Origin of the sequence: Sulfitobacter sp. W027 (assembly GCF_025143985.1) — a bacterium.
GTDB lineage: Bacteria > Pseudomonadota > Alphaproteobacteria > Rhodobacterales > Rhodobacteraceae > Sulfitobacter.
Map to the genome: position 1 here is coordinate 1,163,605 of NZ_CP083564.1, position 25,314 is coordinate 1,188,918.

Here is a 25,314-nt window from a genome sequence, read left to right on the forward strand (position 1 = left end):
CTTTAATTTGGCGCAGCTTGCTTAAAGCACTTTTAACGCGGCTACATCTGCCCGCCTGCAATCTCGATAGACTGACCATTCACGCTCTCGGATCCTTCGCCAACCAGCCAGGCCGCCGCAGCGGCCACTTCGGATGGGGCAATAAGACGCTTGTGGCGGTTGGCGTTGACCATCACATCACGGGCTTTTTCCTCGGACAGCCCGGCGCGTTTTGAGATCGCTTGGGTGTTGCGCGCGATGATGTCGGTATCGACATAACCGGGGCAGAGCGCGTTAAAGGTGAAGGGCTGGCCCATATAATCTTCGCTGAGCGAGCGGATTAGCCCGATCATCCCGTGTTTCGAGGCCGAATAGCAGGCCGCCCCCGGCAGGCCGCGCAGCCCCGCCATGGAGGAGACCGCAATCACCCGTCCCCAATCGGTTTGGCGCATGGATTTGAGGCTTTCGCGGATGGTCAGAAAGGCGCCATCAAGGTTGGTCGCCATCATGTCGCGCCAGAAATCGAGATCGGTTTTGTGCAGCGACCGGCCCTCGGCCACACCCGCATTGGCAACGCAGATTTGCACCGGCCCATGCGCCTCAACCGCGCGGGCGATCGTGTCGATGACCTGCGCCTCGTCGCGGACGTCCATTGCCATCCCGGTGATGCCATCACCCGACACCGCGTCGAGCACCTCCTGCCGGCGCCCGGTGATCGTGACCCGCGCGCCCTTTGCGGCCAAATCCTGCGCAATGGCCAGTCCAATGCCGGTGCCGCCGCCGGTGATGAATGCGTGTTTGTCTTGTAGTGTCATAATGCCTCCCCTTTGAGGGCAGGGTGGCGCGGTGGGGGCGGCAGCACAATAGGCGGGCGTGGATGACGGGGCGTTATTTGCCCGATGTGATTGACGCGGAGCGGCAACAACAGGCCAGATCCCGCCGCTCATTGAGTACATCGTCGCAGACAGCCGGCTTTGTTCTTGCAGCCTTTAAGGTGTTCACGCACTGGTTGCAGCGGGTAACCTGATGACAGGGCCCTCTCAAATGTATTGGAGCAGTATAATGAAAAGCAAAAATTTCCCGGGCTTGACCCTCGTCGCGACTCTCGCCCTTGGCGCTACCACGGCACAGGCTGTCGAAGTGACTGGCGGCTCGGTCGGTCTGTCGTATTCCGCCTTTGCAGATGACACCGATTTCAGCCGTCTTGGCCTTGATGGGTCGGTCGAGATTGGCATTAACCGCAACTTTGGTGTGCAATTCGACGCCGGATACAGTGACTTCGGTTTCACCGGTGTGGACAGCCATTCACTGGGCCTGCACGGAATCTATCATCTGGATGAGGCGACCTCTTTCGGCGCGTTCTATACGCGTGAGGAAGCCCTCGGCGAAGATGCAGACATCTTGGGTGTCGAAGCAGGCTATGAGATGCTGGAGTGGGAATTCGAAGGCTATCTTGCCAATGTAGACAGCGATGCAGGTGATGGCACCTTGGGCGGCCTCAAGGCGCGATACGCGATGGCGGAGGGCTTTGGCCTGACGGGCTCCTTTGACCATTTTGGCAGCGATGGCGACGATCTGTCGCGCTTTGCTGTGCGTCTGGACCGTGACGTTTCCCCTACCACAAATCTGTTCTTGGAGGTCGGTTCTGCCAAGGTAGATGTCGGCGGCATCAATGAGACTGAACCCTTTGTCGGACTGGGTGGCGAGATCGCTTTCGGCGCCGATCGCGGGACCACCTTTGACCAGCGCGGCCTCGCCCGCCTAATTCCGGGTCTGTAAAAAAACGTCTGGCTCCAGTGGGGCCTAGAACTAAAGCATGGCCTTCGGGCCATGCCATCGGCTTCCAATTAGAACAACTGTTCTACCATCGCCCCCAAACCAGCAAACCGTTTCTTTGATGTGGTAGTGCAGCAATTTTGCACCGTTTCACGTAGCGGTTTGCTTGTACTATTGCTGCGCGCGCGCTATCGCTCTGACTAACAAAGTTGCGCCAAAGCGGCGTAACGGGCCAGCAAAGGGGGACTCTTGGTTTGAAGATCGGGACACCAAAGGAAATATTTGAGGGCGAAAACCGGGTCGCGATGACGCCGGAAAGCGCGCAGCAACTGCAAAAGCTTGGGCATACATGCGTCATCGAAACCGGTGCCGGCGCGGCTGCGGGTTTCGACGATGCCGCCTATGAGGCCGCGGGCGTTGAGGTGGTAAACACCGCCGCCGCTCTCTACAAGGCTGCTGATGTGGTCGCCAAGGTGCGCCCGCCGTCCGAGGCCGAGGTCAAGCGCCTGCGCGCGGGCCAGACGCTGATCTCCATGTTCAATCCCGCCGGCAACACCGAGCTGATGGAGGCCGCCGCCAAGAAGGGCGCGACCGTCATGGCGATGGATATGGTGCCGCGCATCAGCCGCGCCCAGAAGATGGACGCGCTGTCGTCCATGGCGAATATCGCGGGCTACCGCGCGGTGATCGAAGCGGGCAACAACTTTGGCCGTTTCTTCACCGGGCAGATCACTGCGGCGGGCAAGGTGCCGCCTGCGAAGGTTCTGGTCGTTGGCGCGGGCGTTGCGGGCCTTGCGGCCATCGGCACATCGACCTCATTGGGTGCCATCACACTTGCCTTCGACGTGCGCCCTGAAGTGGCCGAACAGGTCGAATCGATGGGCGCCGAGTTTGTCTATCTCGACTTCGAGGAAGAGCAGGCCGATGGCTCCGCCTCAGGCGGCTACGCCTCTGTTTCCTCGCCGGAATTCCGCGAAGCGCAATTGGCTAAGTTCCGCGAACTCGCCCCCGATGTGGACATCGTCATCACCACGGCGCTGATCCCCAACCGCGAAGCGCCAGAGCTTTGGACCGAAGACATGGTCGCGGCGATGAAGCCGGGCTCTGTCATCGTTGACCTTGCGGCGGAAAAGGGCGGCAACTGTAAGCTGACCAAGATGGACGAGAAGATCGTCACCGACAACGGTGTCACGATCATCGGTTACACCGATTTCCCCTCGCGCATGGCGACGCAGGCTTCGACGCTCTATTCCACTAACATCCGCCACCTGATGACGGATCTGACGCCCGAAAAAGACGGTGTCATTAACCACGATATGGAAGATGACGTGATCCGTGGGGCAACCATCACCCACGAGAAAGCGGTCACCTTCCCACCACCTCCGCCCAAGGTTGCGGCCATCGCGGCAGCGCCGAAGAAGGAAAAGGTCAAGGAAAAGACCCCCGAAGAGAAGCGCGCCGACGAACTGGCGGCTTTCAAAGCGCAGACGAAGAACCAGGTCACACTGCTGGCCGTGGGTGCGGCAGTGTTGCTGGGTGTGGGCCTTGTGGCGCCCGCCAGCTTCATGCAGCACTTCATCGTTTTTGTATTGGCGGTCTTTGTCGGTTTCCAAGTGATTTGGGGCGTGGCGCACAGCCTGCATACGCCGCTGATGGCGGTGACCAACGCGATCTCTTCGATCATCATTCTGGGCGCGCTGATGCAGATCGGCTCGAACTCGGCATTGGTGATTATTCTTGCTGCTCTGTCGGTCTTCATGTGTGGGATCAACATCTTTGGCGGCTTCCTCGTGACACGGCGCATGCTCGCCATGTTCCAGAAATCCTGAAGGAGCACGCATTATGGAATACGGATTTACGACAGCAGCCTATGTGGTTGCAGCGGTTCTCTTCATCCTCAGCTTGGGCGGTCTGTCGGGTCAGGAAAGCGCCAAACGCGCGGTATGGTACGGCATCGCAGGCATGGCGCTGGCGGTTATCGCCACGCTGATCGGGCCGGGGGCGGGGTTCTGGCTCCTCTCGCTGATCCTGATCGCGGCAGGCGGGGCCATCGGCTACCAACTGGCCACCCGCGTGCAGATGACGCAGATGCCCGAACTGGTCGCCGCGATGCACAGCCTTGTGGGCCTCGCGGCGGTTTTCGTTGGTTACAACGCCCATATCGAATTGGGCAATGTCATGGCGATGGACGAGGTGGCGCGCGCGTCAACCGAAGGCTTCGCCGCGCTCTTGGCGAAGAAGGACAGTGTTGAAATAGCAATCCTGCGGGTTGAACTGGTCCTCGGCATCTTCATTGGTGCCGTGACCTTCACCGGCTCGGTCATCGCCTATGGCAAGCTGGCAGGGCGGGTGAGCTCTGCTGCGACGAAACTGCCGGGCGGTCATATGCTGAACGCTGCTGCCGCTGCGATCTCCTTGATCTGTCTGATCTGGTACTTCAACACCGGGGGCTTCCTGCCGCTGTTCGTGCTGACGCTGGCCGCACTCTTCATCGGCTATCACCTGATCATGGGCATCGGCGGTGCCGACATGCCAGTCGTCGTGTCGATGCTCAACAGCTACTCCGGCTGGGCCGCAGCGGCGATTGGCTTCTCGCTTGGCAACGATCTGCTGATCGTGGTCGGCGCGTTGGTCGGCTCTTCGGGGGCGATCCTGAGCTACATCATGTGTAAGGCGATGAACCGTTCGTTCGTCAGCGTTATCCTTGGCGGCTTTGGCGGGACCTCTGGCCCGGCAAGGGAAGTCGAGGGCGAGCAGGTGGCGATCGAGGCCGACGGTGTCGCACAGGCGCTCAACGAGGCCGACAGTGTCATCATCATCCCCGGCTACGGCATGGCGGTGGCTCAGGCCCAAGGCGCGGTCAGCGAATTGGTCAAGAAGCTGCGTGCCAAGGGCAAGAACGTCCGTTTCGCCATCCACCCGGTGGCGGGCCGTCTGCCCGGGCACATGAACGTGCTGCTGGCCGAGGCCAAGGTGCCCTATGACATCGTGATGGAGATGGATGAGATCAACGATGATTTCCCCAACACCGACGTGGCGATTGTCATTGGCTCCAACGACATCGTGAACCCTGCCGCTCAGGAAGACCCCAACAGCCCCATCGCTGGTATGCCGGTGCTGGAATGCTGGAAGGCCAAGACGGTCTTCGTCTCCAAGCGCGGGCAGGGCACGGGCTATTCGGGGATCGAGAACCCGCTGTTCTTCAAGGAAAACACGCGGATGTTCTACGGTGATGCGAAAGCCAGCCTTGATAAACTGCTGCCACTGATCGACTAATCGTTTTCTTTAAAAGAAAACGACCGGGAATTTTTAAAAAATTCCCGACCTATACATCTTAAACGCCCCGCCAGAAACGGTGGGGCGTTTGCCGTTTCTATGGGCGGTATACGTCGGTACACATTAAGTATATGAAAACATGTCATTTTTTATCTGTTCATTGGCGCCTTTGGCGCTATTCTCTCCGGAACATGACATCTTAAGCAGCGGACCCCGCCATGGCCCCGATCAAAGACCATCCCCAGCGGCTTGCCCTCACCGGTGAAATGCACGCGCGCCCCTTCCCGCAGCTTTCGGCCCCTTCGCGGGTTGCGTTTCTGGCGGTGAAGCTGGCCCCGGGCGCAGTTGCACAGGGGGAGCTGAATGCTCTCTTGGCCCACTACGGCGCGCCGCGGGCGGATGCAGAAGCGACGCATTACTATGGCGAGATGGGACGTTTCACCCTGAAATGGGAGCAGCATACGGAATTCGTCACCTATACGGTGATTGCCCCTGCTGGCCGCTCTGCGCCTTTTGCCGCGTCGGATTTCGATGCCTTTCCCGATGATTGGTTGTCAGAGATACAGGGCGAACGGATCACATCGGCGCTGCTGGCAGTTTTGCCGAAATCCACGGTGGATGAGGAGATTGCAGACCACCTGCAAGACTGGTTCGTACCGGAAAGCCTCGCCGTGGCTGAGGTGCTGGACGGCGCGGCGGTGGTGGCCAGCGATTTCCGCATTGATCCCGCGGGGCATCTGCGGCTGGCGCTCTTTACCGATGCCGCGACCGGGCAGCGGCGGATCGGGCGGATCGTGCAGCGGCTGTGCGAGATTGAGACCTATAAGGCGATGTCGATGCTGGGCTTCATGCAGGCGCGAGAAATGGCAACGGCGCTGAATGATCTGGATGGGCAGCTCTCCACCCTCATGGAGGCCATGCGCAGCGGGGCGGGCACGGCAGCGGAAGAGACTTTGCACGCGCTCTTGGACGTATCGGTGGCACTTGAGGCGCTGACCGCCGAGACGGCCTATCGTTTTGCCGCAACAGGTGCGTATGAGGCGATTGTCTATGAGCGTATCTCTGCCCTGCGCGAGGCGCGTTTCATGGGGCGGCAGGGCTTTGGAGAGTTTATGATGCGCCGCTATGCCCCTGCGATGCGCACGGTCAAATCGACCGAAACGCGGCTGCAAACCATTGCCGCCCGCGCGCTGCGGGCTGCGGAGCTTTTGCGCACGCGGGTGGATGTGGAACGCTCGGCCCAGAACCAAGCGATCCTTGCCAGCATGGACCGGCGGGCCGACCTGCAACTCAGGCTGCAGCATACGGTTGAGGGGCTGTCAGTGGTGGCAATCAGCTACTACGCGGTGTCACTGGTGGGCTATCTGCTCTACCCGCTGGCCGAGCCTTTGGGGGTCAGCAAAGGGCTGCTGACCGCCCTTGTCACTCTGCCGGTTGTACTTGGCGTGTGGTGGACCCTGCGCCGTTTGCGGCGGAAGATCGGCTAAGCAGCGCCTGCATGGTCAGACCGCCCAATGCGATCATCACGATAGCCTCTATCGCCGCAACCGAAAGCGTGGGGACACCCGACAGACCTGCGCCCAAGGTGCAGCCGCCGGCCAGCACACCGCCTACGCCCATCATGGCTGCGCCGGTCAGGTAGCGTCCGGTTTGGCGCGGGGCGTCAAAACTCTGCCAATGGAACTCACGCGCGATGAGGCTGGCGATCAGCGCGCCGACAAAGACGCCGCCCAAAAGCCCGGTACCGAAGCCTGCGGGGATGGAACTGCTGACGATGGTCCAGAATAGGGTGTCGGCGGAAGGCGACGTGAAGCTGAGGCTCTCCATTGCGATCGGATCGAACTCATCCAGCAGGATGTACCCGGTACCGACCCAAGCGGCAGGGACCAAAAGCCCGATCAAAGCGGCCATCACCAGCTGCCCCGGACGGTTGCCCGAGCGCAGCGCATAGGCCAGCGCCGCCACAGCAATCAAACCGCCCCAAATCAGCGCGCCGCCGGGCAGGGTGGCAAGGCTCACGCTCTCCCCCATATCGACAGTCACCGAGCCGAGAGCCACGCGGAGCGGTGCTAACACACCTTTCAGCGTCGCATGGGCTACCACGGCAAAGACCAGCACCACCAGCGCAGCACGGAGGTTCCCGCCGCCGGTTAGCACCGTCAGCCGCGAGATGCAGCCGCGTGTCAGGACCATGCCCGCGCCGAACAGCAAGCCGCCGATGGCAATCGCTAAGAACGGCACTTCAGACGCCATGAAACGATGTGCATCAAAGTTGATCCACCCGGCGGCCACGGCGGCTTGGGTGCCGATCACCGCCAGCGCCAGCGCGGTCAGCCAGACGCCGAGCGCTTGGCGTCGGTCTTCGCCCACAAGGCTGCGACGGAAGCAAAAGCGCGTGCGCTGTGCCAACACGCCAAACGCCAGCCCGATGAAAGCCGCCAGTAGAACGGACGCCTCTTTTGCTGTCGTCTCTTCAAAGCCGAAAGACTCAAACATCGCGAAAACTCTCGAAAACGGAAGTATTTCCCATCTGGAGCGGATGGGGGTCACAATCAAGTGAAAGCTGACGTTGGGGTCACCAGCGCCAGCGGAATTTATTCTGTTTTGATGGAAAAAGCGGCGACGCTGTTCACCCTGCGTCAAGGGGCGCAAAACAACTGGCCCCCGCGCAGTCGAGCGGGGGCCGGTCGGTCCTTATTTCGCTCAGCGTCCGCGAATGCGCGGATCAAGCGCGTCGCGCAGGCCATCGCCAAGGTAGTTCACCGCCAGCACCGTCAGCGAGATGGCGATGCCGGGCAGCATTACCCGCTCGGGGAACTCCTGCATCCGGTCCACTGCGTCGGCCAGTTGCTTGCCCCATGTCGGGAAGTCCGAGGGGAAGCCGACGCCCAGAAAGCTCAGCGCGCTTTCGGTGATGATCGCCGTGGCCAGACCTAGCGTGGCCGAAACCATGATGGGCGAGATCACGTTGGGCAACAGGTGCCGGCGGATAATCTTGCCCGGCGTGGTCCCGATGGAGCGGGCGGCGAGGATGAACTCGCGCTCTTTCAGGGCGAGGATGTCGCCGCGCACGATCCGCGCCGTTTGCATCCATGAGGTCAGGCTGATGACCGAAACGATGAGGATGAACATGCCGCCCTCGGGGCCGAACTGAGACCGCAGCGGTTGCCCAAAGAGCGTCACGGCCAAGAGCACCAATGGCAGAATTGGCAGGCTGAGGATCAGGTCAGTGAAGCGCATCAACCAGAAGTCCATGCGCTTGAAGAAGCCCGAAAGCACGCCGATTGCGGTACCAATAACCAATGCCAGCGCCATGGCCATCCAGCCCACCGCCATCGACACGCGCCCGCCAAAGAGCATCTGCGCAAGGATGTCGCGGCCCAGTTGGTCGGTGCCGAGCGGGTGGATCCAACCCGCCTTGGCGTCCCCGTCCCAGAGGAGCGTATAGATCGGCCGCCAGTCCTTGTTGCGAATGTCCAGCTTCTTGGCGTCAATGTCCCAGATATAGGGGCCAAAGATCACCGCAAGCGTGATGAAGATCAGGAAGGAGCCGCCAAAGAGCGCACCCTTGTGCTTGCGGAACTGGTCCCAGACATCGCGCCATTGGCTGCGCGGCGGCTTTTGCGGGCCCTTGTCTTGCAGGGCTTTCATGAACTCCAGATCGGCTTCGATTGGGCTGGCGGGAATGGGTTGCTCAGTCATAACGGATCCTCGGGTCAAGCAGGCCGTACAGGATATCTGCGATCAGGTTGAACAGGACGATCAACACCGCAAAGATGAAGGTAAGGGTCATGACCATCGGCAGGTCATTGGCGCGCAGCGCGGTCAGCAGTAGCTGACCAATGCCGTTCACTTTAAAGACGTTTTCGGTAATGATCGCGCCACCGAAAATGGCGGGCATGCCGAGCGCGATGACGGTGACCACAGGGATCATCGAGTTGCGCAGCACGTGGACCATGACCACAACGCTTTCTTTCAAACCCTTGGCGCGGGCGGTTCGCACATAGTCTTGGTTGAGGTTGTCCAGCATCGCCCCGCGCATGTAGCGGCTGATCTGCGCCGTGGTCTGCAGCGCCAGCACCATGACGGGCATAATCATCTGCATGAACTGCACTTTAAAGCTGGCCCAGTCGTTCACCACATGGGTGGTGTCATAGATCGACGGAAGCCAGCCTAGCGTAACCGAGAAGATCACGATCAACAGCGGGCCGGTGAAAAAGGGCGGGATCGAAAAGCCGACCATGGTGATGAATGTCCCGGCCTGATCGAAGACCGAGTAATGGCGGTAGGCAGAATAGATGCCAATCGGGATGGCGATAACGATGCCCACGATATAGGCCAGCCCCACGACCCAGAGGGTCTGCGGCATCCGTTGGATCACGATGTCCATCACCGGGGAGCGGGTCTGCCAAGAGATCACGCGCAGCTTACCGTCTGACAGGTTGGTGTCAGGCAGCCAGCCAAACAGGGCAGAGCGGTTGGTCAGATAGTCGATGAAGACCTGCGGCTCGATCCAGAAGACCTGCACGAGCCATTTCCAGTACTGGATGTAGATCGGTTGCCCAAGGCCAAGCGCCTCGCGCATCTTTTCTTTCACTTCAGGCGGGACCGTCAGCGGCACTTGCGCCATCGGGTCGCCGGGGGCGAGTTGCAGCAGCAGGAAAATCACCAGGCTGATAAACAAAAGCGTCGGGATCGACAAAAGAAGTCGTCGGATGGTGAAGGTCAACATGGGCGTCGCCTTTGTAAGTCAGTCTGTGAGGGGGTGGGGGCGAGAGGGGGGCGTGCGGATGTCGCACACCCCCGAAGGTCGGTGAAGAGAGGCGCAGCGTGCCGCGCCTCTGTCTCAGATCACTCTTTCATGCGGTACCAATCGGCGGCATTCCACAGCTCGGAGTCCCATGTGTTCAGCACGACACCACCAAGAGTATTGGCAGCAGCCGAGACGCGACCACGGTCAACCAGCGGCAGGATCGAGTAGGTGTCTTTGGTCAGCATGTCGTTCAGCTTTTTGGCCAGTTCGCCACGCTTTTCCATTTCGCCGGTGCGGCCCAGTTCGGCCACCATGGTGTCATACTCTTCGTCACAGAAGCGGTTGATATTCTCACCCTGCCACTGTGTTTCCGGGCTTGGGAACTTGGCGCAGGTCCGCTGGGCAAGGTAGCTTTGCGGGTCGGTGCCATCGAAGTTGTTGGCGTACATTTCAACGTCTGCATAGAAACGCTGGAACGTGTCGGTCGAACCGGGGTCACCACCGAAGAAGACCGAAGAGTCGATGTTGCGCAATTCGGTTTCAACACCGATCTGGCTCCACCAATCCTTGATCAGCGCTTGGAAGTCCTGACGCACGGCGTTGGTCGAAGTCTGGTACAGCAGCGCCAGTTTCTTGCCGTCTTTGTCACGCACACCGTCGCCATCTGTGTCGGTCCAGCCCGCTTCGTCTAAGAGCGCCTTGGCGCCTTCGATGTCTTGGGTAAGACAGTCAGTGTTGTCAGAGGCGTAAAGCTCAGGTGCAGGCACCATGTTGCAGGTCGCGCGACCGGCTTGGCCGTAGCCAACTTCCACCAGCAGTTCGCGGTCAATCGCCATGGAAAGCGCGCGGCGGACTTTCTCATCGCTAAGGATCGGGTGCGGGTGTTTGGCGGTCGAACGCTCGCCCTCGGGCAGGTCGGGGGAGGCGTCTGTCATGTTCAGCTCAAGACGCTCAACCAACGTGCCGAATGCCGACATGGGCTTGCCCTTGCCGCCTTCGGCCATCTTGGCGATGACATCGGGGGCCAACTGCAGGTTCCAGGCATAGTCGAACTCACCTGTTTCCATCACGGCACGACCTGCGGCTGTCGCGTCGCCGCCGCCTTTGAAGGTCAGCGTGGCGAAGGCGGGTTTGCCAGCTTCGCGGAAGTTTTCGTTGGCAGCCATGGTGATCACGTCATTGGGACGGAATTCCGTGACGGTGAAAGGACCGGTGCCGATCGGATTAAAGTTGGCTTCGGTACACTCAGGTGCCTTGGCGCCCGTACAATCGGCGAACTGTGCCGCCTGAATGATCGGGGACTGGCCGCCCATGAAGGGGCCGTAGGGGTTCGGCATCGGCTCGGAGAAGGTGACCTTAACCGTCTGGTCATCGACCACGTCGACCGAGGAGACGCCTTCGAATTTGGCCAGCTGCGCACAGCCGCCTTCGGGGTTCATGCAGTAATCGGCAGTGAACTTCACGTCATTGGCGGTAACCGGGGAGCCATCGGACCAGACAAGACCGTCTTTTAGCTTCCATGTGATGGTCTTGAGGTCTTCGCTCACGCCGCCGTTTTCCAGCGTCGGGATCTCTGTCGCCAGATAGGGGACCAGCGCGCCGGTCTCATCGTAGCGGCCAAGGGGTTCGAGGATCAGCGAGGAGGCTTCAACATCTTTTGTGCCGCTCGACAGATAGGGGTTCAGGATCGAAGGTGCCTGCCAATAGATAATTTTGACTTCACCGTCGCGGCCGCGCTCGCCCTCATGGGCTTCGGCAAAGGCCATAGGGGCAAAAGCAGTCGATGCGACAGCCCCCATCAATAGGGTCTTCAATTTCATATCTTACTCCATGTTGGACACGTTGGCGTGCCGCTTATTGTCGGCGGGACTAGCCCCACCTTATTGTTGTCGCTCTGGAAAGAACATGAGCTTCACCCGCTAAACATGCCAAAACACGCAAAATTCAACCTGTGATCGAAGCGCTCTTTCCAAACCGCATGAGCCGTATCGAAACAGGTTTCCCAAAAATTGCAAGGGCGGACGTGGCGCATTTTTCACAAAGACCCAAGGCTGCGAGTCAGGTTTGACAGTCTCATGGCATTCGCCGTAGCGTCAGGCAAAATCTGCGCCGATAAAAATAACAGGGAAACAGATGCTGGATCACATAAGCGGGGCGCCAATCGCCCAAATTCAGGGCCTGCGCGTCGAATTTCAAACCAAAGATGGCCCCGTTGTCGGTGTTGAAGATGTCAGTTTTGACATCAATCCCGGTGAGACGGTTTGCGTGGTCGGAGAATCAGGATCGGGCAAATCCGTGTCTTCGTTGTCGCTGATGCGGCTGGTGGAATACGGCGGTGGTGAAATTGCAGGCGGTCGCCTCCTTTTTGAACGCGGCGAAAAAGGTCAGGTCGATCTCGCCGCCAGCAGCGGTAGCCTCATGCGCAAAATCCGCGGCAATGAGATCGGCATGATCTTCCAGGAGCCGATGACCGCGCTGAACCCCGTCTTCACCATCGGCAAGCAGATGACCGAAGGTCTGCGCCTGCATCTGAACATGTCGCGTAAAGAGGCCGAAGCCCGCGCGCTGGAACTGATGAAACAGGTCCGCATCCCCGAGCCGGAGCGGCGGCTGAAGCAATATCCGCATGAGCTGTCGGGCGGCATGCGCCAGCGCGTGGTGATCGCCATGGCGCTGGCTTGCGAGCCGCGCCTCTTGATCGCGGATGAGCCCACCACGGCGCTTGACGTGACCATTCAGGCCGAGATTCTCGCCTTGATGGACCGCTTGAAGCGCGAGACCGGGACGGCGGTGATGTTCATCACCCATGACATGGCCGTGGTGGCGCAGATGGCCGACCGTGTCGTCGTCATGTTCCGCGGGAAAAAGGTCGAAGAGGGCACGGTCGAAGAAATCTTTGAAAACCCCAAACACCCCTATACCAAGGCGCTGCTGGCCGCCGTGCCCAAACTCGGCGAAATGACGGGCAAGCCCTACCCGGAGCCGATGAAGCTGCTGGGTTCGGAAGACAAAGAAATCCTGCCGATCAAGGGCCGCCAAGAGGTGCTCCTTTCGGTCAAGAACCTGACCACGCGCTTTCCAGTGCAGGGCGGTTTCCTGCGCCGCACCGTCGCCAACGTCCACGCGGTAGAGGATCTGTCGTTTACGCTCAACAAGGGCCAGACGCTAAGCCTCGTTGGCGAATCGGGCTGTGGCAAATCCACGGCGGGCCGGTCGATTTTGCGTCTGGTGGAACCGATGTCGGGCGAAGTGAACCTCGACGGCGTCGATATCATGTCGCTGGATCAAAACGCCCTGCGCACCGCGCGGCTTGATATGCAGATGATCTTTCAAGACCCCTTTGCCTCGCTGAACCCGCAGATGCAGCTTTCCGATCAGGTGGCCGAGCCGATCCATAACTTCGCCACCCTCAAAGGGGCGGAGATCACCAAACGCGTTGAGATGCTCTTTGACCGGGTGGAACTGCCGCGCAGCTTCATGCGGCGCTTCCCGCATGAGCTCTCGGGCGGCCAGCGCCAGCGCGTCGCCATCGCCCGCGCGCTTGCCCTGAACCCCAAGCTGATCATTGCGGATGAGGCGGTCTCGGCCCTCGACGTGTCTGTGCAGGCACAGGTCTTGAACCTGATGATGGAGCTTCAGGCCGAAATGGAACTCTCTTTCCTCTTCATCAGCCACGACATGGCCGTGGTGGAGCGGGTGAGCCATTACGTCGGCGTGATGTATCTGGGCCGGATCGTCGAGCTAGGCTCGCGCCAGCGGGTATTTGAGAACCCGCAGCACCCCTATACGCAGGCGCTGATGAAAGCGGTACCGATCGCCGATCCGCGGCGGCGCAAGTCCGAGAAGGATTTGAACTTCAAACCAATCCCATCGCCGATACACCCTGCCTCCTATGTGCCCGAGCCTTCAATCTACAAAGAGGTCGAGCCGGGGCATCACGTGCTCATCACCGACAGCGGCTATTGAAAGAACACCCATGACCGAACGCCTGACCCCGCTCGAGCTGATGACCAAGCTCATCAGCTTTCCCACCGTGTCACGGGACACCAACATCCCGCTGATCGACTGGGTGGCAGACTACCTCGCCTCGCACGGGATCGAGAGCCACCGCTACGTGGACCCCGAGCAGCCGAAACATGCGCTTTTCGCCCATGCGGGCCCGTGGGAAGAGGGGGCTGTCGTGCTCTCGGGTCATACCGATGTGGTGCCGATTGATGGCCAGCCGTGGGAAAGTGATCCTTTCACCGTGACCGAACGTGATGGCCGCTACTACGGGCGCGGTACCTGCGACATGAAGGGGTTTGATGCGCTGGCAATCTGGACCTTGATCGAGGCGCATTATGCGGAAGTGAAGCGCCCGCTGCAAATCGCGCTGAGCTTCGACGAAGAGATCGGCTGCACCGGCGCCCCGCCGATGATCCAAGCGATGCAGGGCGTGGTGCCGAAAGGCTCGGCGGTGATCGTGGGTGAGCCATCGACCATGCAAGCCGTGACCGGCCATAAGGGCGGCATCGGTTTTAACACGCATCTGGTGGGGTTCGAAGTCCATTCCTCGCTCTTGCACACTGGGGTTAACGCGATCATGGCGGGCGCGAAGCTCATCGAATGGGCCAATGACGTGAACAGCGACAACATGGCCGCCCGCCCGACCGAGACCGCGGCGATGTTCGACCCGCCCTTCACCACCGCCCATGTCGGCGTGATCGAAGGCGGCACGGCCCACAACATCACGGCCAAGGACTGCAAGTTCGCGATGGATTTCCGCGTCGTCCCGGGCGAGGACAAGGACAAATGGGGCACCGCCTACCTCAAAAAGGTGCGCGAGGTCGAAAAGCAGATGCAGGCCATCGTGCCGGAGACCTATATCGAGACTTCGACCCGGTTTGACGTGCCGGCGCTTCAGCCCGAGAAAGACGGCGAGGCTGAGCAGATCGTGCGCCAGATCACTGGGGATAATGCGAGCCATAAGGTGAGCTATGGCACCGAGGCCGGGCAGTTTCAGGAGGCAGGCTATTCCGCCGTGATCTGCGGCCCCGGCGATATCGCGCAGGCGCATCAGCCGAATGAATATATCGAGGTGGCGCAATTTGAGGCAGGTCATAACTTCATGCGCAAATTGTTGACCCGTCTACAAGGCTAAGCCGGGGGCGGGGGCCGACAGCCCCCGCGACCCGGTAAGACGATCTGCAAATTTTTCCGGCCGCCTGATGCTGCTCACGCGGCCTTTGCTAAAGGGCCGCGCCATGTCTACTTTCCCCATCACCCTTTCAAGCCCTGCCAGCTATCCCCGCACCCCGCCGCGCGAGAGCGAGGTCGTGGTGATCGGCGGCGGGGTGATCGGCGTTTGCACGGCGCTGTTTCTGGTGCGGGCAGGTAAACAGGTCACGCTATTGGAGAAGGGGCGCATCGCTGCCGAACAGTCCAGCCGCAACTGGGGCTGGATTCGCCAGCAAGGGCGGGATCCGGCGGAACTGCCTATCATGGTCGAGGCGGCAAAACTCTGGCGCGAACTGGCCCCACAATTGGACCGCGACATTGGGCTGAAGCAGACCGGGGTTACCTATCTGGCAGACTCGGACGGCAAGATGCAGGGATATGCCGATTGGCTGACCCATGCGGCTGCGAACGGCATCGACAGCCGCCTGATGGACGCAGGCGAGGTTGCTGTTGCCTTTCCGGGACTGAGCAAGACCTATGCCGGGGGACTGATCACCCCCTCGGACATGCGGGCCGAACCTTGGGTGGCGGTGCCCGCGCTGGCCGCCTTGGCCGTCAAAGAGGGCGTGCGAATTATCGAGAACTGCGCCGTGCGCAAGCTCGACCTTGCCGCTGGCCGCATCGCGGGGGTGGTGACCGAAGCGGGCGCAATCCGAACCGCGTCGGTTGTGCTGGCGGGCGGGGCATGGTCGGCTCTTTTCCTGCGCGCCCATGGGGTCAGCCTGCCGCAACTGTCGGTGCGCGAATCCGTGGTGGCAACCAATGTGCTGCCCGAAGTTCACGCAGGGGCCGTGGCCGAAGCCGGTCTTGCCTTCCGCCGCCGTGCCGATGGGGGCTATACGCTGGCACCGGGGGCGGCACCGGAACTCTATGTGGGCCCCGATGCCTTCCGCGCCTTCCGACATTACTTGCCGCAACTGCGCGACAACCCGTTTGGCCAGCGGTTCCGCGCCTCGGCACCAAAGGGGTTTCCCGACGCTTGGACAACTCCGCGCCGTTGGGCTGCAGACAGCCTTAGTCCCTTTGAGGCGATGCGCATTCTTGATCCCGCGCCTGATCACCGCCGACTGCGCAAAGTGCTGAAGCAGTTCGCCGCGCTTTATCCTGCACTGCCGCCCATCACGGCGCGCACTTCATGGGCCGGGATGATCGACACAATGCCCGATATCGTGCCGGTGGTGGATCACTGTGCGCAAATTCCGGGCCTGACCATTGGCACCGGTATGTCTGGTCATGGCTTTGGCATCGGGCCGGGGATGGGGCGGGTGCTGGCGGCTCTGGTCATGGGGAATGCGCCGGGCCATGATATGACCAGATTCCGCGCCGATCGGTTCAGGGATGGCAGTCCCATCCGCCCCGGTCCGGCTATTTAAACTTATTGTTCAAAGGACAGGTCATGCCGATCAAGAACCGTTTTGCCGAAACGCACGCCGAGATCACCGCATGGCGGCGCCACCTGCATGAGCATCCAGAACTGATGTTCGATCTGCCCGAAACTTCAAAATTCGTTGAAGAGAAACTGCGCAGCTTTGGCATCACCGACATCACCACCGGCATCGCCCAGACTGGCGTGGTGGCGGTGATAGAGGGGCAGAGCAATACCTCTAACCGCACCATCGGGCTGCGCGCTGACATGGACGCGCTCCCGATTATGGAGGCGACGGGGCTGCCCTATGCCTCCAAAACCCCCGGCAAGATGCATGCCTGCGGCCATGACGGTCACACCGCGATGCTGCTGGGAGCGGCGCAATACCTCGCCGAAACACGCAATTTCGATGGGCGTGTCGTGCTGATCTTCCAACCGGCCGAAGAAGGCGGTGGTGGCGGCGAAGTCATGGTGCAGGAAGGGTTGATGGACCGCTGGGACATTGATGAAGTTTACGGCATGCATAATATGCCGGGCCATCCGACGGGGCATTTTGCGATCCGTGAGGGCGCGCTTCTCGCGGCGGCGGATGAATTCAACATCACGCTCACCGGGCAGGGCGGCCATGCCGCCGCACCGCATGAGGCGATAGATACCAACCTCGCCGCCGCTCATGTGCTGATCGCGCTGCAATCCATCGCCAGCCGCAACACCGATCCGCTAAAGCAGGTCGTCGTTTCAGTCTGCACCCTGCGCAGCGATACCGACAGCCACAATGTGCTGCCGCATCAGGTGCTTTTGCGTGGCACGGTACGAACGCTGAACCCCGAGGTGCAGGATTTGGCCGAGCGGCGCTTGCACGACATTACCCGCCTCACGGCAGAAGCGCATCAGTGCAAGGCCGAGATCGACTATCAGCGTGGCTATCCCGTGACCCGCAACCACGCCGAGCACACCCGCTTTGCTGCCGAGGCCGCCGACCAAATCACCCCCGGCACCGAACGCGACACACCGCCCATTATGGCGGGGGAGGATTTTTCCTACATGCTCAATGCGCGACCGGGTGCCTATATTATGATCGGAAACGGCGACGGGGCGACGGTGCACCACCCGGAGTATGACTTTGACGATGCTGCGATCCCGGCGGGCTGTTCATGGTTCGCGCAGGTGGTTGAGGACCGGCTGGCAAGGGCGTAAGCATGTGTCAGATAAATGCGACTGCATGAAAATCAGCGCCCAACCCAATTCTGGAGGATACTTCCCAAATGCCCGTTAAGAACCGATTTGCCGAACTGCATGACGACATCACCGCATGGCGGCGTGACCTGCATGAGAACCCCGAGATCCTTTTCGAGACGCACCGCACTTCTGGCATCGTCGCCGAGAAGCTGCGCGCCTTTGGCTGTGACGAAGTGGTCGAAGGCATCGGCCGCACCGGTGTTATCGGTGTGATCAAGGGCAAGTCCACCGCCTCGGGCAAGGTGGTCGGCCTGCGCGCTGACATGGACGCGCTGCCGATCAATGAGCAGACGGGCCTCGACTATGCCTCGAAAACCCCCGACGCGATGCATGCCTGCGGCCACGACGGCCACACCGCCATGCTGCTGGGAGCCGCGCAATATCTGGCGGAGACCCGGAACTTCGACGGCACCGTCGTTGTGATCTTCCAGCCCGCCGAAGAAGGCGGCGGCGGGGGGCGCGAAATGTGCGAAGACGGCATGATGGACCGTTGGGGCATTCAGGAAGTTTACGGCATGCACAACTGGCCGGGCATGCCCACAGGCTCTTTCGGGATTCGTCCGGGCGCGTTCTTTGCCGCGACGGATCAATTCGACATCACCTTCGAAGGGCGCGGGGGTCATGCCGCCAAACCGCATGAGACCATCGACACCACAGTCATGGCAGCACAGGCCGTGCTGGCGTTGCAAACCATCGCCGCGCGCAATGCCGACCCGGTAGAGCAGATCGTGGTCTCGGTCACGGCGTTTGAGACATCGTCCAAAGCGTTCAACGTGATTCCGCAGCGGGTGCAGATGAAAGGCACCGTGCGCACGATGTCGGCAGAAGTCCGCAGCCTTGCTGAAAAACGCATCAATGAGATTTGCAACGGCATCGCTGCAACCTTTGGTGGCAAGGCCGATGTGACCTATCACCGGGGCTATCCAGTCATGGTGAACCATGATGAGCAGACCGAGTTCGCGGCGGACGTGGCGCGATCCATCTCTGGCGATTGTCGTGAAGCGCCTCTCGTCATGGGCGGCGAAGACTTTGCCTTCATGCTCGAAGAGCGTCCGGGTGCCTATATTCTGGTGGGCAACGGCGATACCGCAGCGGTGCACCACCCCGAATATAACTTCAACGACGAAGCCATTCCGGCGGGCTGTAGCTGGTGGGCGGGGATCGTCGAGCAGCGGATGCCGGCGGCGTAATCTCGTATCGCATGAAACGCGCCTCCCTCGGGGGGCGCGTTTTTGTTTGTGGGGTCAGCCGCGCTCCCAAAGCGCGCGGTAAACCGTTTCGATCCCGTCGGCTTCTGCCCGCGCGCTAAAGCGCTGTTCTGCCCAGTGGCGCGCGGCCTCTGACAGGGCGGCTTGGTCATCCCGCTCAAGTATAGACAACGCGGCATGGGCCGCAGCCTCCGCCGCACCCAGTGGCACCACTTTGCCCACCCGGCCCGCGTTCGAGAAAGCGCCATAATAGCCCGCGTCGCTGCCCACGAAGGGCACGCCCGAGGCCAGCGCTTCGAGCGGAACCATGCCGTAGCCCTCGTAGCGCGGCAGTTGCACAACGAGCGACAGCGCGCGCATTAGTTTCGGCAAGTCGGCGGCCGGATATTCCCCGACAAAGAGCAAGCGGTCGGCCAGCCCCGCCGCCTCAACCTGAGCCTTGAGCTTGGTAAGAAACGCATCATGCTTGCCGCCCGCACGGCCAATGACCAGCGCCACCGCGCCTGGGCGTTCAGGCAGCAGGCGCAGCATTGCCTCTACAAAAAGGTCGGTGCCTTTCTCGGGCCGAATGCGCCCCACGGTGGCAATGCCATGGGTGCCGCCAAAGCCCATCTGCTCCCAAGCGTTCGTTCGGTTCGTGGCGGGTGAAAAGACATTGGTATCCACCCCATGCGGCACCACGGCGCGCACATGAGGTACGAACTCTGCCGCACGTTCAGTTGTCGCAATCACTGCGTCCATCTGCCGGATCAGCCAGCGGGGATAGGCCGAATGCAAGCGCTGCGCGGCTGAGGTAAAAACAATTTTGATGTTGGCGCGGCGCACATCGCGCAGCCAAAGTGCGCTGCGCATCTCTGTATTGCGGCGCACGTGCCAGATCGCAAAGGGATGATCTGCGGGTGGGTGATTGCGGGTGATCCGCGCAGCCGCCGCGCGGGTCAGCGGGGTCGGGCAGCCGGGGAGGGGTTGGCCCACCAGCGCCATCTCGTGGCGCGTGACCTGTTGGCGGATTACATTGGCCGCTGTGGCAGAAACCCCGGTGAAATTGCGGTTGTAATTGGTGACGTAAAGCTCAGGCATGCGGGCCTCTCTCACGCAGACGCAGCGCCGTGATCAGCCGCTCGGCGATACTGTCGAGCTTATCAGTCTGTGCCCCGGCATAGGATTTGGCCGAGGCCACACCGCTGGCGCGGGCGATGTCGTTGCTGAGCAAATCCGCAACCCTATCCGCCAAATCCTGCGTGCCCGCCACTAGCCGTGCTGCGCCTGCGGCCTCCATCTCTGCATAGGTTTCAGCAAAGTTGGTGACATGGGTACCGGAAAGCACCATCGCCCCCGCCTGTGCGACCTCATATGGGTTGTGCCCGCCGATAGGGTGCAATGAACCGCCCAGAAAGACGATGCCAGACAGGGCGTACCACGTGCCCAATTCCCCCAAAGTATCGGCCAGATAGACCTGCTCTTGCGGCATGTCGCCCCGCGTCCGGCGGCCATGGCTCAGACCGACGCTGGCGATGAGACCGGCCACTTCGTCACCGCGTTCCGGATGGCGGGGAACGAGGATGAGGCAGAGATCGGGGAAGCGTTCGAGCAGTTGCCGATGGGCCTCCAATACCGCTTTCTCCTCGCCCGGATGGGTGGAGGAGGCGATCCAGACCGGACCGCCGTCCAAGGCCTTGCGGGCCTTTGCGATTGTTTCGTCGTCCTGCGGCAGGGGGCCTGCCATCGATTTCAGGTTGATCCCCGCCGCGACGCGGTCAGCGGGGGCATTAATTGTACCCATTGCCCGCGCCATCGCGTCATTCTGGGTCAGGATCAGATCGAACACCCCAAAAAGGAACCCCGCCAGAGCAGGCTGTTTCTGCCAACGCGCGATGGAGCGTTGCGACAACCGCGCGTTGATCAGCGCCATCGCCGTGCCGCGCGCATGGGTGCGCCGCAACATCTGAGGCCAAAGTTCACTTTCCACGAAAAGCGCCGCATCGGGGCGCCAGTGGTTCAAAAAACGGTTCAGTGGGCCGGGGGCGTCGAGCGGGGCGAATTGGTGCTGCGTGCGCGGCGGCAGACGGCTCCCCACCAAACGTCCCGAGGTCGCAGTGCCGGAGGTGATCAGAAAATGCGCTTGGGGCAGCGCGCGGCCCATCCGGTCAATCAGCGCCAATACCGACAGGCTTTCTCCAACCGAGGCGGCGTGGAACCAGATTAGTTGGCCCGCCGGGCGCGGTTGGCTGGCATGGCCGAGCTTTTCGCGTGCACGTTTAGGCTCGACTTCGGCGCGGCGCAGTTTGGCCATGGATTGCCGCCCCGCGAAGGGCAACATCACGCTGCTTGCCGCGACCCATGCCCGGTAGAGGAACGGCGTGGCCATCGGGCTCAGCCGCCCGTATGGCTCATGTGGCGCGGCATCTGCCCGTCGACACGCTGGCGGGAATAGTCGAAATCATGCCCCTTGGGCTTGCGGTCGATCGCCGCGCGGATCGCCTCTTGAAGCGGCAGGTCAGTATCGGGGTGTTCGCGCAGTGGAGCGCGAAGATCGGCCACATCTTCTTGACCCAGACACATGAAAATCTCACCCGTACAGGTGACCCGCACGCGGTTGCAGCTTTCGCAGAAGTTATGGCTCAGCGGGGTGATGAAGCCGATTTTCTGACCTGTCTCTTCCAATCGCACATAGCGGGCCGGGCCGCCTGTGCGCTCGGCCAGATCGGTGACGGTGTAATGCTCCGCGTAGCGGGCCCGCACGTCCTTGAGGGACCAGAACTGACCAAAGCGGTCCTCGTTGCCCAGATCGCCCATCGGCATGACTTCGATCCACGTCAGATCAATGCTACGCTCAGCGCACCATTCGGTGATGCGCGGCAGCTCGGGCTCGTTGAAGCCCTTGAGCGCCACGGCGTTGATCTTGATCTTCAGCCCTGCACGCTGCGCGGCATCAATCCCGCGCAGCACCTGCGGCAGGCGACCCCAGCGAGTGATATCCGCGAACTTTTGCTCGTCTAGTGTGTCGAGCGAGACATTCACCCGGCGCACCCCAGCGGCGTAAAGGTCATCGGCGAAGCGTTCCAGCTGGCTGCCGTTGGTGGTCAACGTCAGTTCTTTCAGCGCGCCACTGTCGAGATGCCTTTTCATCCCTTCAAAGAAGGTCATGATACCCCGGCGTACCAAAGGCTCCCCGCCGGTGATGCGCAGTTTCTCAACGCCCAGATTGACGAAGTTGCTACACAATCGGTCCAACTCCTCCAGCGTGAGGAGTTCCTTCTTGGGCAGAAAGGTCATGTTCTCCGACATGCAATAGACGCAGCGAAAATCGCAGCGGTCGGTGACGGAGACGCGCAGGTAGGTGATTGCGCGCATGAATGGGTCAATAAGGGGTGCTGTCATGCCTTATAGGTAATGCTCCGCCCACTGCGGGGCAAGCGGCATTTGGGCGATTGATAAGGGCGCGGGGCACGGATAGGCTGCGGGCATGACACGTATTATCTTACCGCTTTTCTTCGTGGCCGCCACTGCGGGCTGCAGCAATCTGGCTGAACGGTTTGGGATGGATGCCTCCCAACCCGAGCCTGCATCGGCGTCGGCGTCTGTGGAAGCCGATACAGTTGTAGCAGCGCCTGCGCCCACCACTGCTCCGATCAAAGCCTCGGGCAGCAGTGCGGAAGCGCTGGACACAACCACCGAGGCAGAGCGCGAAGCCGCCACCCGCGCGCCTGCGAGCGGAGGGGCCGCCTTGGGAACAACCGTGGTCAGCCTTGGCAGCGCGACAGAGCCGGGGTTGTGGTTGAAAACACCCTTGGTCAAGTCTGAGCAGCCGGGCCGCGTGACCAACCCCTCCACAGGCAAATCCGCTGCTGTGACGTTGATCCCTCTGGATGGCCCTGCGACAGCAGGCAGCCGTATGTCGCTGCCTGCTTTACGTTTGATCGGCGCGTCGTTGACGGATCTCACCACGGTCGAAGTTTCGACCGCAGGTTAGGGCGTAGGGTTCAGCCTGCGCCGTCCGATTTTTTCAGCAGGCGCAGCGCTTCTTTCACCGCGAAAGGTTTCATCGCCTCCCCATGGGTGGCGATAAAGGCGTGGGTCCGCTCGGGATCGTGTTTTGACAGGTCGCGGAGCCACCAGCCAATTGCCTTTTGGATGAACCAGCGGTGATCCGGGGCCATCGTCGCCGCCCAGCCAAGGATGCGGTCGCGGGCTTCGAGTTCCTCCGGCTTGGGATTGTTTTGCTTGGTCCACGGCAGGGTCGAAACCAGCGCCGCGCGCCGAGTCCAAAGGTGATCCGAAGCAACCCAGTTTTCCAATTCGTCCAAGCGTGTCGGATCGGCCATCAGTCGTTTCTGAGCCGCCATGCTGGCATGATCGGCAATCGCCCAACTGTCGAAATCGGCGGTCCAGCTGGCGATCAGCGCCCAAGCGGCTTGATCGTCGGGCCGCAGCCGCGCTTGGGTCAGCAGTTTGGCCGCCGCGACCCGCGCCTCAAAGATGTCCGACTGCCAGAGCCCGTCGGCCAAAGCGACACGGCCCTCAACATCGAGTGCCTCGCGCCAAGCTTGCGCAAGCTCAGCGATTTGCGGGTTGGTCAGGCCAAGGTAACGACGGTCGGCCTTGTGATAGGCGCGCATCTCTTCGGCGCGGGCCGGGTTGGCCTGCGCTTCGAGCTCTTCCAGAGCGGTTTCCAAATTCATTCCACTGTCACCGATTTCGCCAGATTGCGCGGCTGATCCACATCCGTGCCTTTGGCAACAGCGGTATGATAGGCCAACAACTGCGCCGGAATGGCATAGAGAATTGGGGCCAGCGCATCGGGGACCGGGGGCATTTCAATGCTGAACCAGACGCCCTCATTGGCCTCGGCCTGACCTTTGGAATCGGAGATCAAGATCACCTTGCCCTTGCGCGCCATGACCTCTTGCATGTTACTGACGGTCTTGTCGAACAGCGCATCGCGGGGTGCCATGACGACCACCGGGACATGCTCATCCACCAGTGCGATGGGACCGTGCTTCAGTTCACCTGATGCATAAGCTTCGGCGTGTATGTAGCTAATTTCCTTCAGCTTTAGTGCACCCTCGAGGGCGAGGGGGTACATTTGACCCCGACCCAAGAACAGCACATCGCGGGCATGCGACAGCTTGAGCGCTGCTTCTTGCATCGTGTCGTTCTGCTCAAGCGCCGTGCTGACGATGGCGGGCAGTCCCCGAAGGTTTGAGATGTGATCGGCAAAGGCCTCAGCCGTGATTGCCTCGCGGTCCCGCGCGGCTTTGAGGACCAGCGCGAAGAGCACGACCAATTGGCAGGTAAAGGCTTTGGTCGAGGCCACGCCGACTTCGACACCGGCATGGATTGGAAGGGCCAGATCGCTTTCGCGGGCGATAGAGCTTTCGGGCACATTTACGACCGATAGGATACGTGCGGCTTTGCCTTCGCAATAGCGCAGGGCCGCCAGCGTGTCGGCGGTTTCGCCCGACTGGCTGACAAAAACCGCCAATGTACGCGGCGAAATTGGCGGCTCACGGTAGCGGAATTCTGAAGCGACATCGACCTCGACCGGCAGGCGGGCGATCTGTTCAAACCAGTATTTGGCGGTGAGGCAGGCATAGGAGGCGGTGCCGCAGGCAACCATGACTATCCGGTCAAACTGCGTGAAATCAATATCTTGCAAGCTGATGTTGATCTCGCCTTCGGGGGTCAGATAGTGCCCAATGGCTGCACTGATTACACCGGGCTGCTCGGCGATTTCCTTGGCCATGAAGTGCTTGTGCCCGGCCTTGTCGATGCGGGTGCTGTCGACCTGCACGGTTTTGATCGCCCTGTTGGCCAGCGTGCCGTTGCGGTCCGTGATCTCCACCGATGAGCGGGTGAGGACGGCGCAGTCTCCCTCTTCAAGATAGGCGATCCGGTTGGTTAGCGGGGCCAGTGCGATGGCGTCGCTGCCGATATACATCTCGCCCTCACCATAGCCGATGGCCAAGGGCGAGCCTTTGCGCGCGGCGATCATCAGGTCTTCGTGGCCGTCAAAGAGGAAGGCCAGCGCGAATGCGCCTTCAAGGCGGGCGAGGGTCTGTTTGGCAGCCTCAATGGGGCCTGCGCCCTGTGTCATGTAATGATGCGCCAATAGAGCGACGGTTTCAGTGTCTGTCTCAGACTCAAACTGCGCGCCTTGTTCGGCCAATTCGGCCCGCAATTCGCGAAAGTTCTCGATGATCCCGTTATGCACCACCGCCACGGGCCCCGCTTGATGCGGGTGGGCGTTGGTCACGCTTGGCGCGCCATGGGTGGCCCAACGGGTGTGGCCGATGCCGGACTTCCCCGCCAGCGGGTCATGCACCAGCGCATCAGAGAGGTTCACCAGTTTGCCCAGAGCGCGGCGGCGGTCGAGTTTGCCGTCGTTCAGCGTGGCGATGCCTGCGCTGTCATAGCCGCGATATTCCAGCCGTTTTAATGACTCTACAAGAATGGGAGCGACTTCGTGGGTGCCAAGCACCCCTACAATTCCACACATT

At 61.1% G+C, this 25,314-nt stretch carries 20 protein-coding genes; 10 read left to right on the forward strand and 10 right to left on the reverse strand.

What is annotated here, in order from left to right; all coding sequences use genetic code 11:
- Nucleotides 1–41 precede the first annotated feature (41 nt).
- On the reverse strand, nt 42–794 hold the full coding sequence (locus K3759_RS05735; RefSeq protein ID WP_259984831.1) for an SDR family NAD(P)-dependent oxidoreductase: 753 nt from the start codon (nt 792–794) through the stop codon (nt 42–44).
- 247 nt (nt 795–1,041) lie between these two features.
- On the opposite strand from K3759_RS05735, the gene K3759_RS05740 reads away from it, so the two are divergent.
- The 4 genes from K3759_RS05740 (at nt 1,042) to K3759_RS05755 (ending at nt 6,518) form a co-directional block, all read left to right on the forward strand.
- Nucleotides 1,042–1,758, forward strand: coding sequence for a porin family protein (locus K3759_RS05740; protein ID WP_259984833.1), 717 nt, complete (start codon nt 1,042–1,044; stop codon nt 1,756–1,758).
- Nucleotides 1,759–2,009: 251 nt separating this feature from the next.
- Nucleotides 2,010–3,584 carry a Re/Si-specific NAD(P)(+) transhydrogenase subunit alpha gene (locus K3759_RS05745; RefSeq protein WP_259984835.1) on the forward strand — a complete coding sequence of 525 codons (1,575 nt, stop codon included), beginning with the start codon at nt 2,010–2,012 and terminating at the stop codon, nt 3,582–3,584.
- A gap of 13 nt (nt 3,585–3,597) precedes the next feature.
- Nucleotides 3,598–5,031: an NAD(P)(+) transhydrogenase (Re/Si-specific) subunit beta gene (locus K3759_RS05750; protein ID WP_259984837.1), complete on the forward strand. Its 1,434-nt coding sequence runs from the start codon at nt 3,598–3,600 to the stop codon at nt 5,029–5,031.
- Nucleotides 5,032–5,249: 218 nt separating this feature from the next.
- Complete coding sequence (locus tag K3759_RS05755; protein WP_259984839.1) at nt 5,250–6,518, forward strand: DUF3422 family protein; 1,269 nt, start codon at nt 5,250–5,252, stop codon at nt 6,516–6,518.
- On the opposite strand, the gene K3759_RS05760 is transcribed toward K3759_RS05755, so the two are convergent.
- From K3759_RS05760 to K3759_RS05775, 4 genes are all read right to left on the reverse strand, one after another.
- Nucleotides 6,454–7,527, reverse strand: coding sequence for a YeeE/YedE family protein (locus K3759_RS05760; protein WP_259984841.1), 1,074 nt, complete (start codon nt 7,525–7,527; stop codon nt 6,454–6,456). The genes K3759_RS05755 and K3759_RS05760 overlap by 65 nt on opposite strands.
- A gap of 207 nt (nt 7,528–7,734) precedes the next feature.
- Nucleotides 7,735–8,733, reverse strand: a complete 999-nt coding sequence (locus K3759_RS05765; RefSeq protein WP_259984843.1) for an ABC transporter permease — start codon at nt 8,731–8,733, stop codon at nt 7,735–7,737.
- The gene (locus K3759_RS05770; protein WP_259984845.1) at nt 8,726–9,763 is read right to left on the reverse strand and encodes an ABC transporter permease; all 1,038 of its coding nucleotides are present in this window, start codon (nt 9,761–9,763) and stop codon (nt 8,726–8,728) included. Before K3759_RS05770 ends, K3759_RS05765 begins: the two co-directional genes overlap by 8 nt.
- Nucleotides 9,764–9,882: 119 nt before the next feature.
- Nucleotides 9,883–11,604, reverse strand: a complete 1,722-nt coding sequence (locus tag K3759_RS05775) for a peptide ABC transporter substrate-binding protein (protein WP_259984847.1) — start codon at nt 11,602–11,604, stop codon at nt 9,883–9,885.
- Nucleotides 11,605–11,917: 313 nt separating this feature from the next.
- Here K3759_RS05775 and K3759_RS05780 point away from each other — a divergent pair, with 313 nt between their 5' ends.
- The 5 genes from K3759_RS05780 to K3759_RS05800 all read left to right on the forward strand — a co-directional run bounded on the left by K3759_RS05780 (nt 11,918) and on the right by K3759_RS05800 (nt 18,796).
- Complete coding sequence (locus K3759_RS05780; RefSeq protein WP_259984850.1) at nt 11,918–13,750, forward strand: ABC transporter ATP-binding protein; 1,833 nt, start codon at nt 11,918–11,920, stop codon at nt 13,748–13,750.
- Nucleotides 13,751–13,760: 10 nt separating this feature from the next.
- Nucleotides 13,761–14,924 carry an acetylornithine deacetylase gene (gene argE, locus K3759_RS05785; RefSeq protein ID WP_259984852.1) on the forward strand — a complete coding sequence of 388 codons (1,164 nt, stop codon included), beginning with the start codon at nt 13,761–13,763 and terminating at the stop codon, nt 14,922–14,924.
- Nucleotides 14,925–15,027: 103 nt separating this feature from the next.
- Entirely contained in the window at nt 15,028–16,374 is a 1,347-nt protein-coding gene (locus K3759_RS05790; RefSeq protein ID WP_259984854.1) for an FAD-binding oxidoreductase, read from the forward strand.
- Nucleotides 16,375–16,397: 23 nt separating this feature from the next.
- On the forward strand, nt 16,398–17,564 hold the full coding sequence (locus K3759_RS05795; protein WP_259984856.1) for a M20 aminoacylase family protein: 1,167 nt from the start codon (nt 16,398–16,400) through the stop codon (nt 17,562–17,564).
- A gap of 68 nt (nt 17,565–17,632) precedes the next feature.
- Complete coding sequence (locus K3759_RS05800; RefSeq protein ID WP_259984858.1) at nt 17,633–18,796, forward strand: M20 aminoacylase family protein; 1,164 nt, start codon at nt 17,633–17,635, stop codon at nt 18,794–18,796.
- A gap of 54 nt (nt 18,797–18,850) precedes the next feature.
- Here the strand turns inward: K3759_RS05800 and K3759_RS05805 are convergent, their stop codons facing one another.
- Genes K3759_RS05805 through moaA form a run of 3 tightly spaced genes read right to left on the reverse strand, consistent with a single transcriptional unit; the run spans nt 18,851 to nt 22,195 of the window.
- Nucleotides 18,851–19,894, reverse strand: coding sequence for a glycosyltransferase family 4 protein (locus K3759_RS05805; RefSeq protein ID WP_259984860.1), 1,044 nt, complete (start codon nt 19,892–19,894; stop codon nt 18,851–18,853).
- The gene (locus tag K3759_RS05810) at nt 19,887–21,182 is read right to left on the reverse strand and encodes a 3-deoxy-D-manno-octulosonic acid transferase (protein WP_259984862.1); all 1,296 of its coding nucleotides are present in this window, start codon (nt 21,180–21,182) and stop codon (nt 19,887–19,889) included. Before K3759_RS05810 ends, K3759_RS05805 begins: the two co-directional genes overlap by 8 nt.
- Before the next feature lie 5 nt (nt 21,183–21,187).
- Nucleotides 21,188–22,195: a GTP 3',8-cyclase MoaA gene (moaA, locus tag K3759_RS05815; protein ID WP_259984864.1), complete on the reverse strand. Its 1,008-nt coding sequence runs from the start codon at nt 22,193–22,195 to the stop codon at nt 21,188–21,190.
- Between the two features lie 85 nt (nt 22,196–22,280).
- Here moaA and K3759_RS05820 point away from each other — a divergent pair, with 85 nt between their 5' ends.
- Entirely contained in the window at nt 22,281–22,787 is a 507-nt protein-coding gene (locus tag K3759_RS05820) for a hypothetical protein (protein WP_259984867.1), read from the forward strand.
- A 10-nt stretch (nt 22,788–22,797) separates the two neighbouring features.
- On the opposite strand, the gene K3759_RS05825 is transcribed toward K3759_RS05820, so the two are convergent.
- Nucleotides 22,798–23,496 (reverse strand): DNA alkylation repair protein, encoded by a 699-nt coding sequence (locus K3759_RS05825; RefSeq protein WP_259984868.1) that lies wholly within the window; start codon nt 23,494–23,496, stop codon nt 22,798–22,800.
- Nucleotides 23,493–25,313, reverse strand: a complete 1,821-nt coding sequence (gene glmS, locus K3759_RS05830) for a glutamine--fructose-6-phosphate transaminase (isomerizing) (protein ID WP_259984870.1) — start codon at nt 25,311–25,313, stop codon at nt 23,493–23,495. The genes K3759_RS05825 and glmS overlap by 4 nt, the downstream gene beginning before the upstream one ends.
- Nucleotide 25,314: the final 1 nt, after the last annotated feature.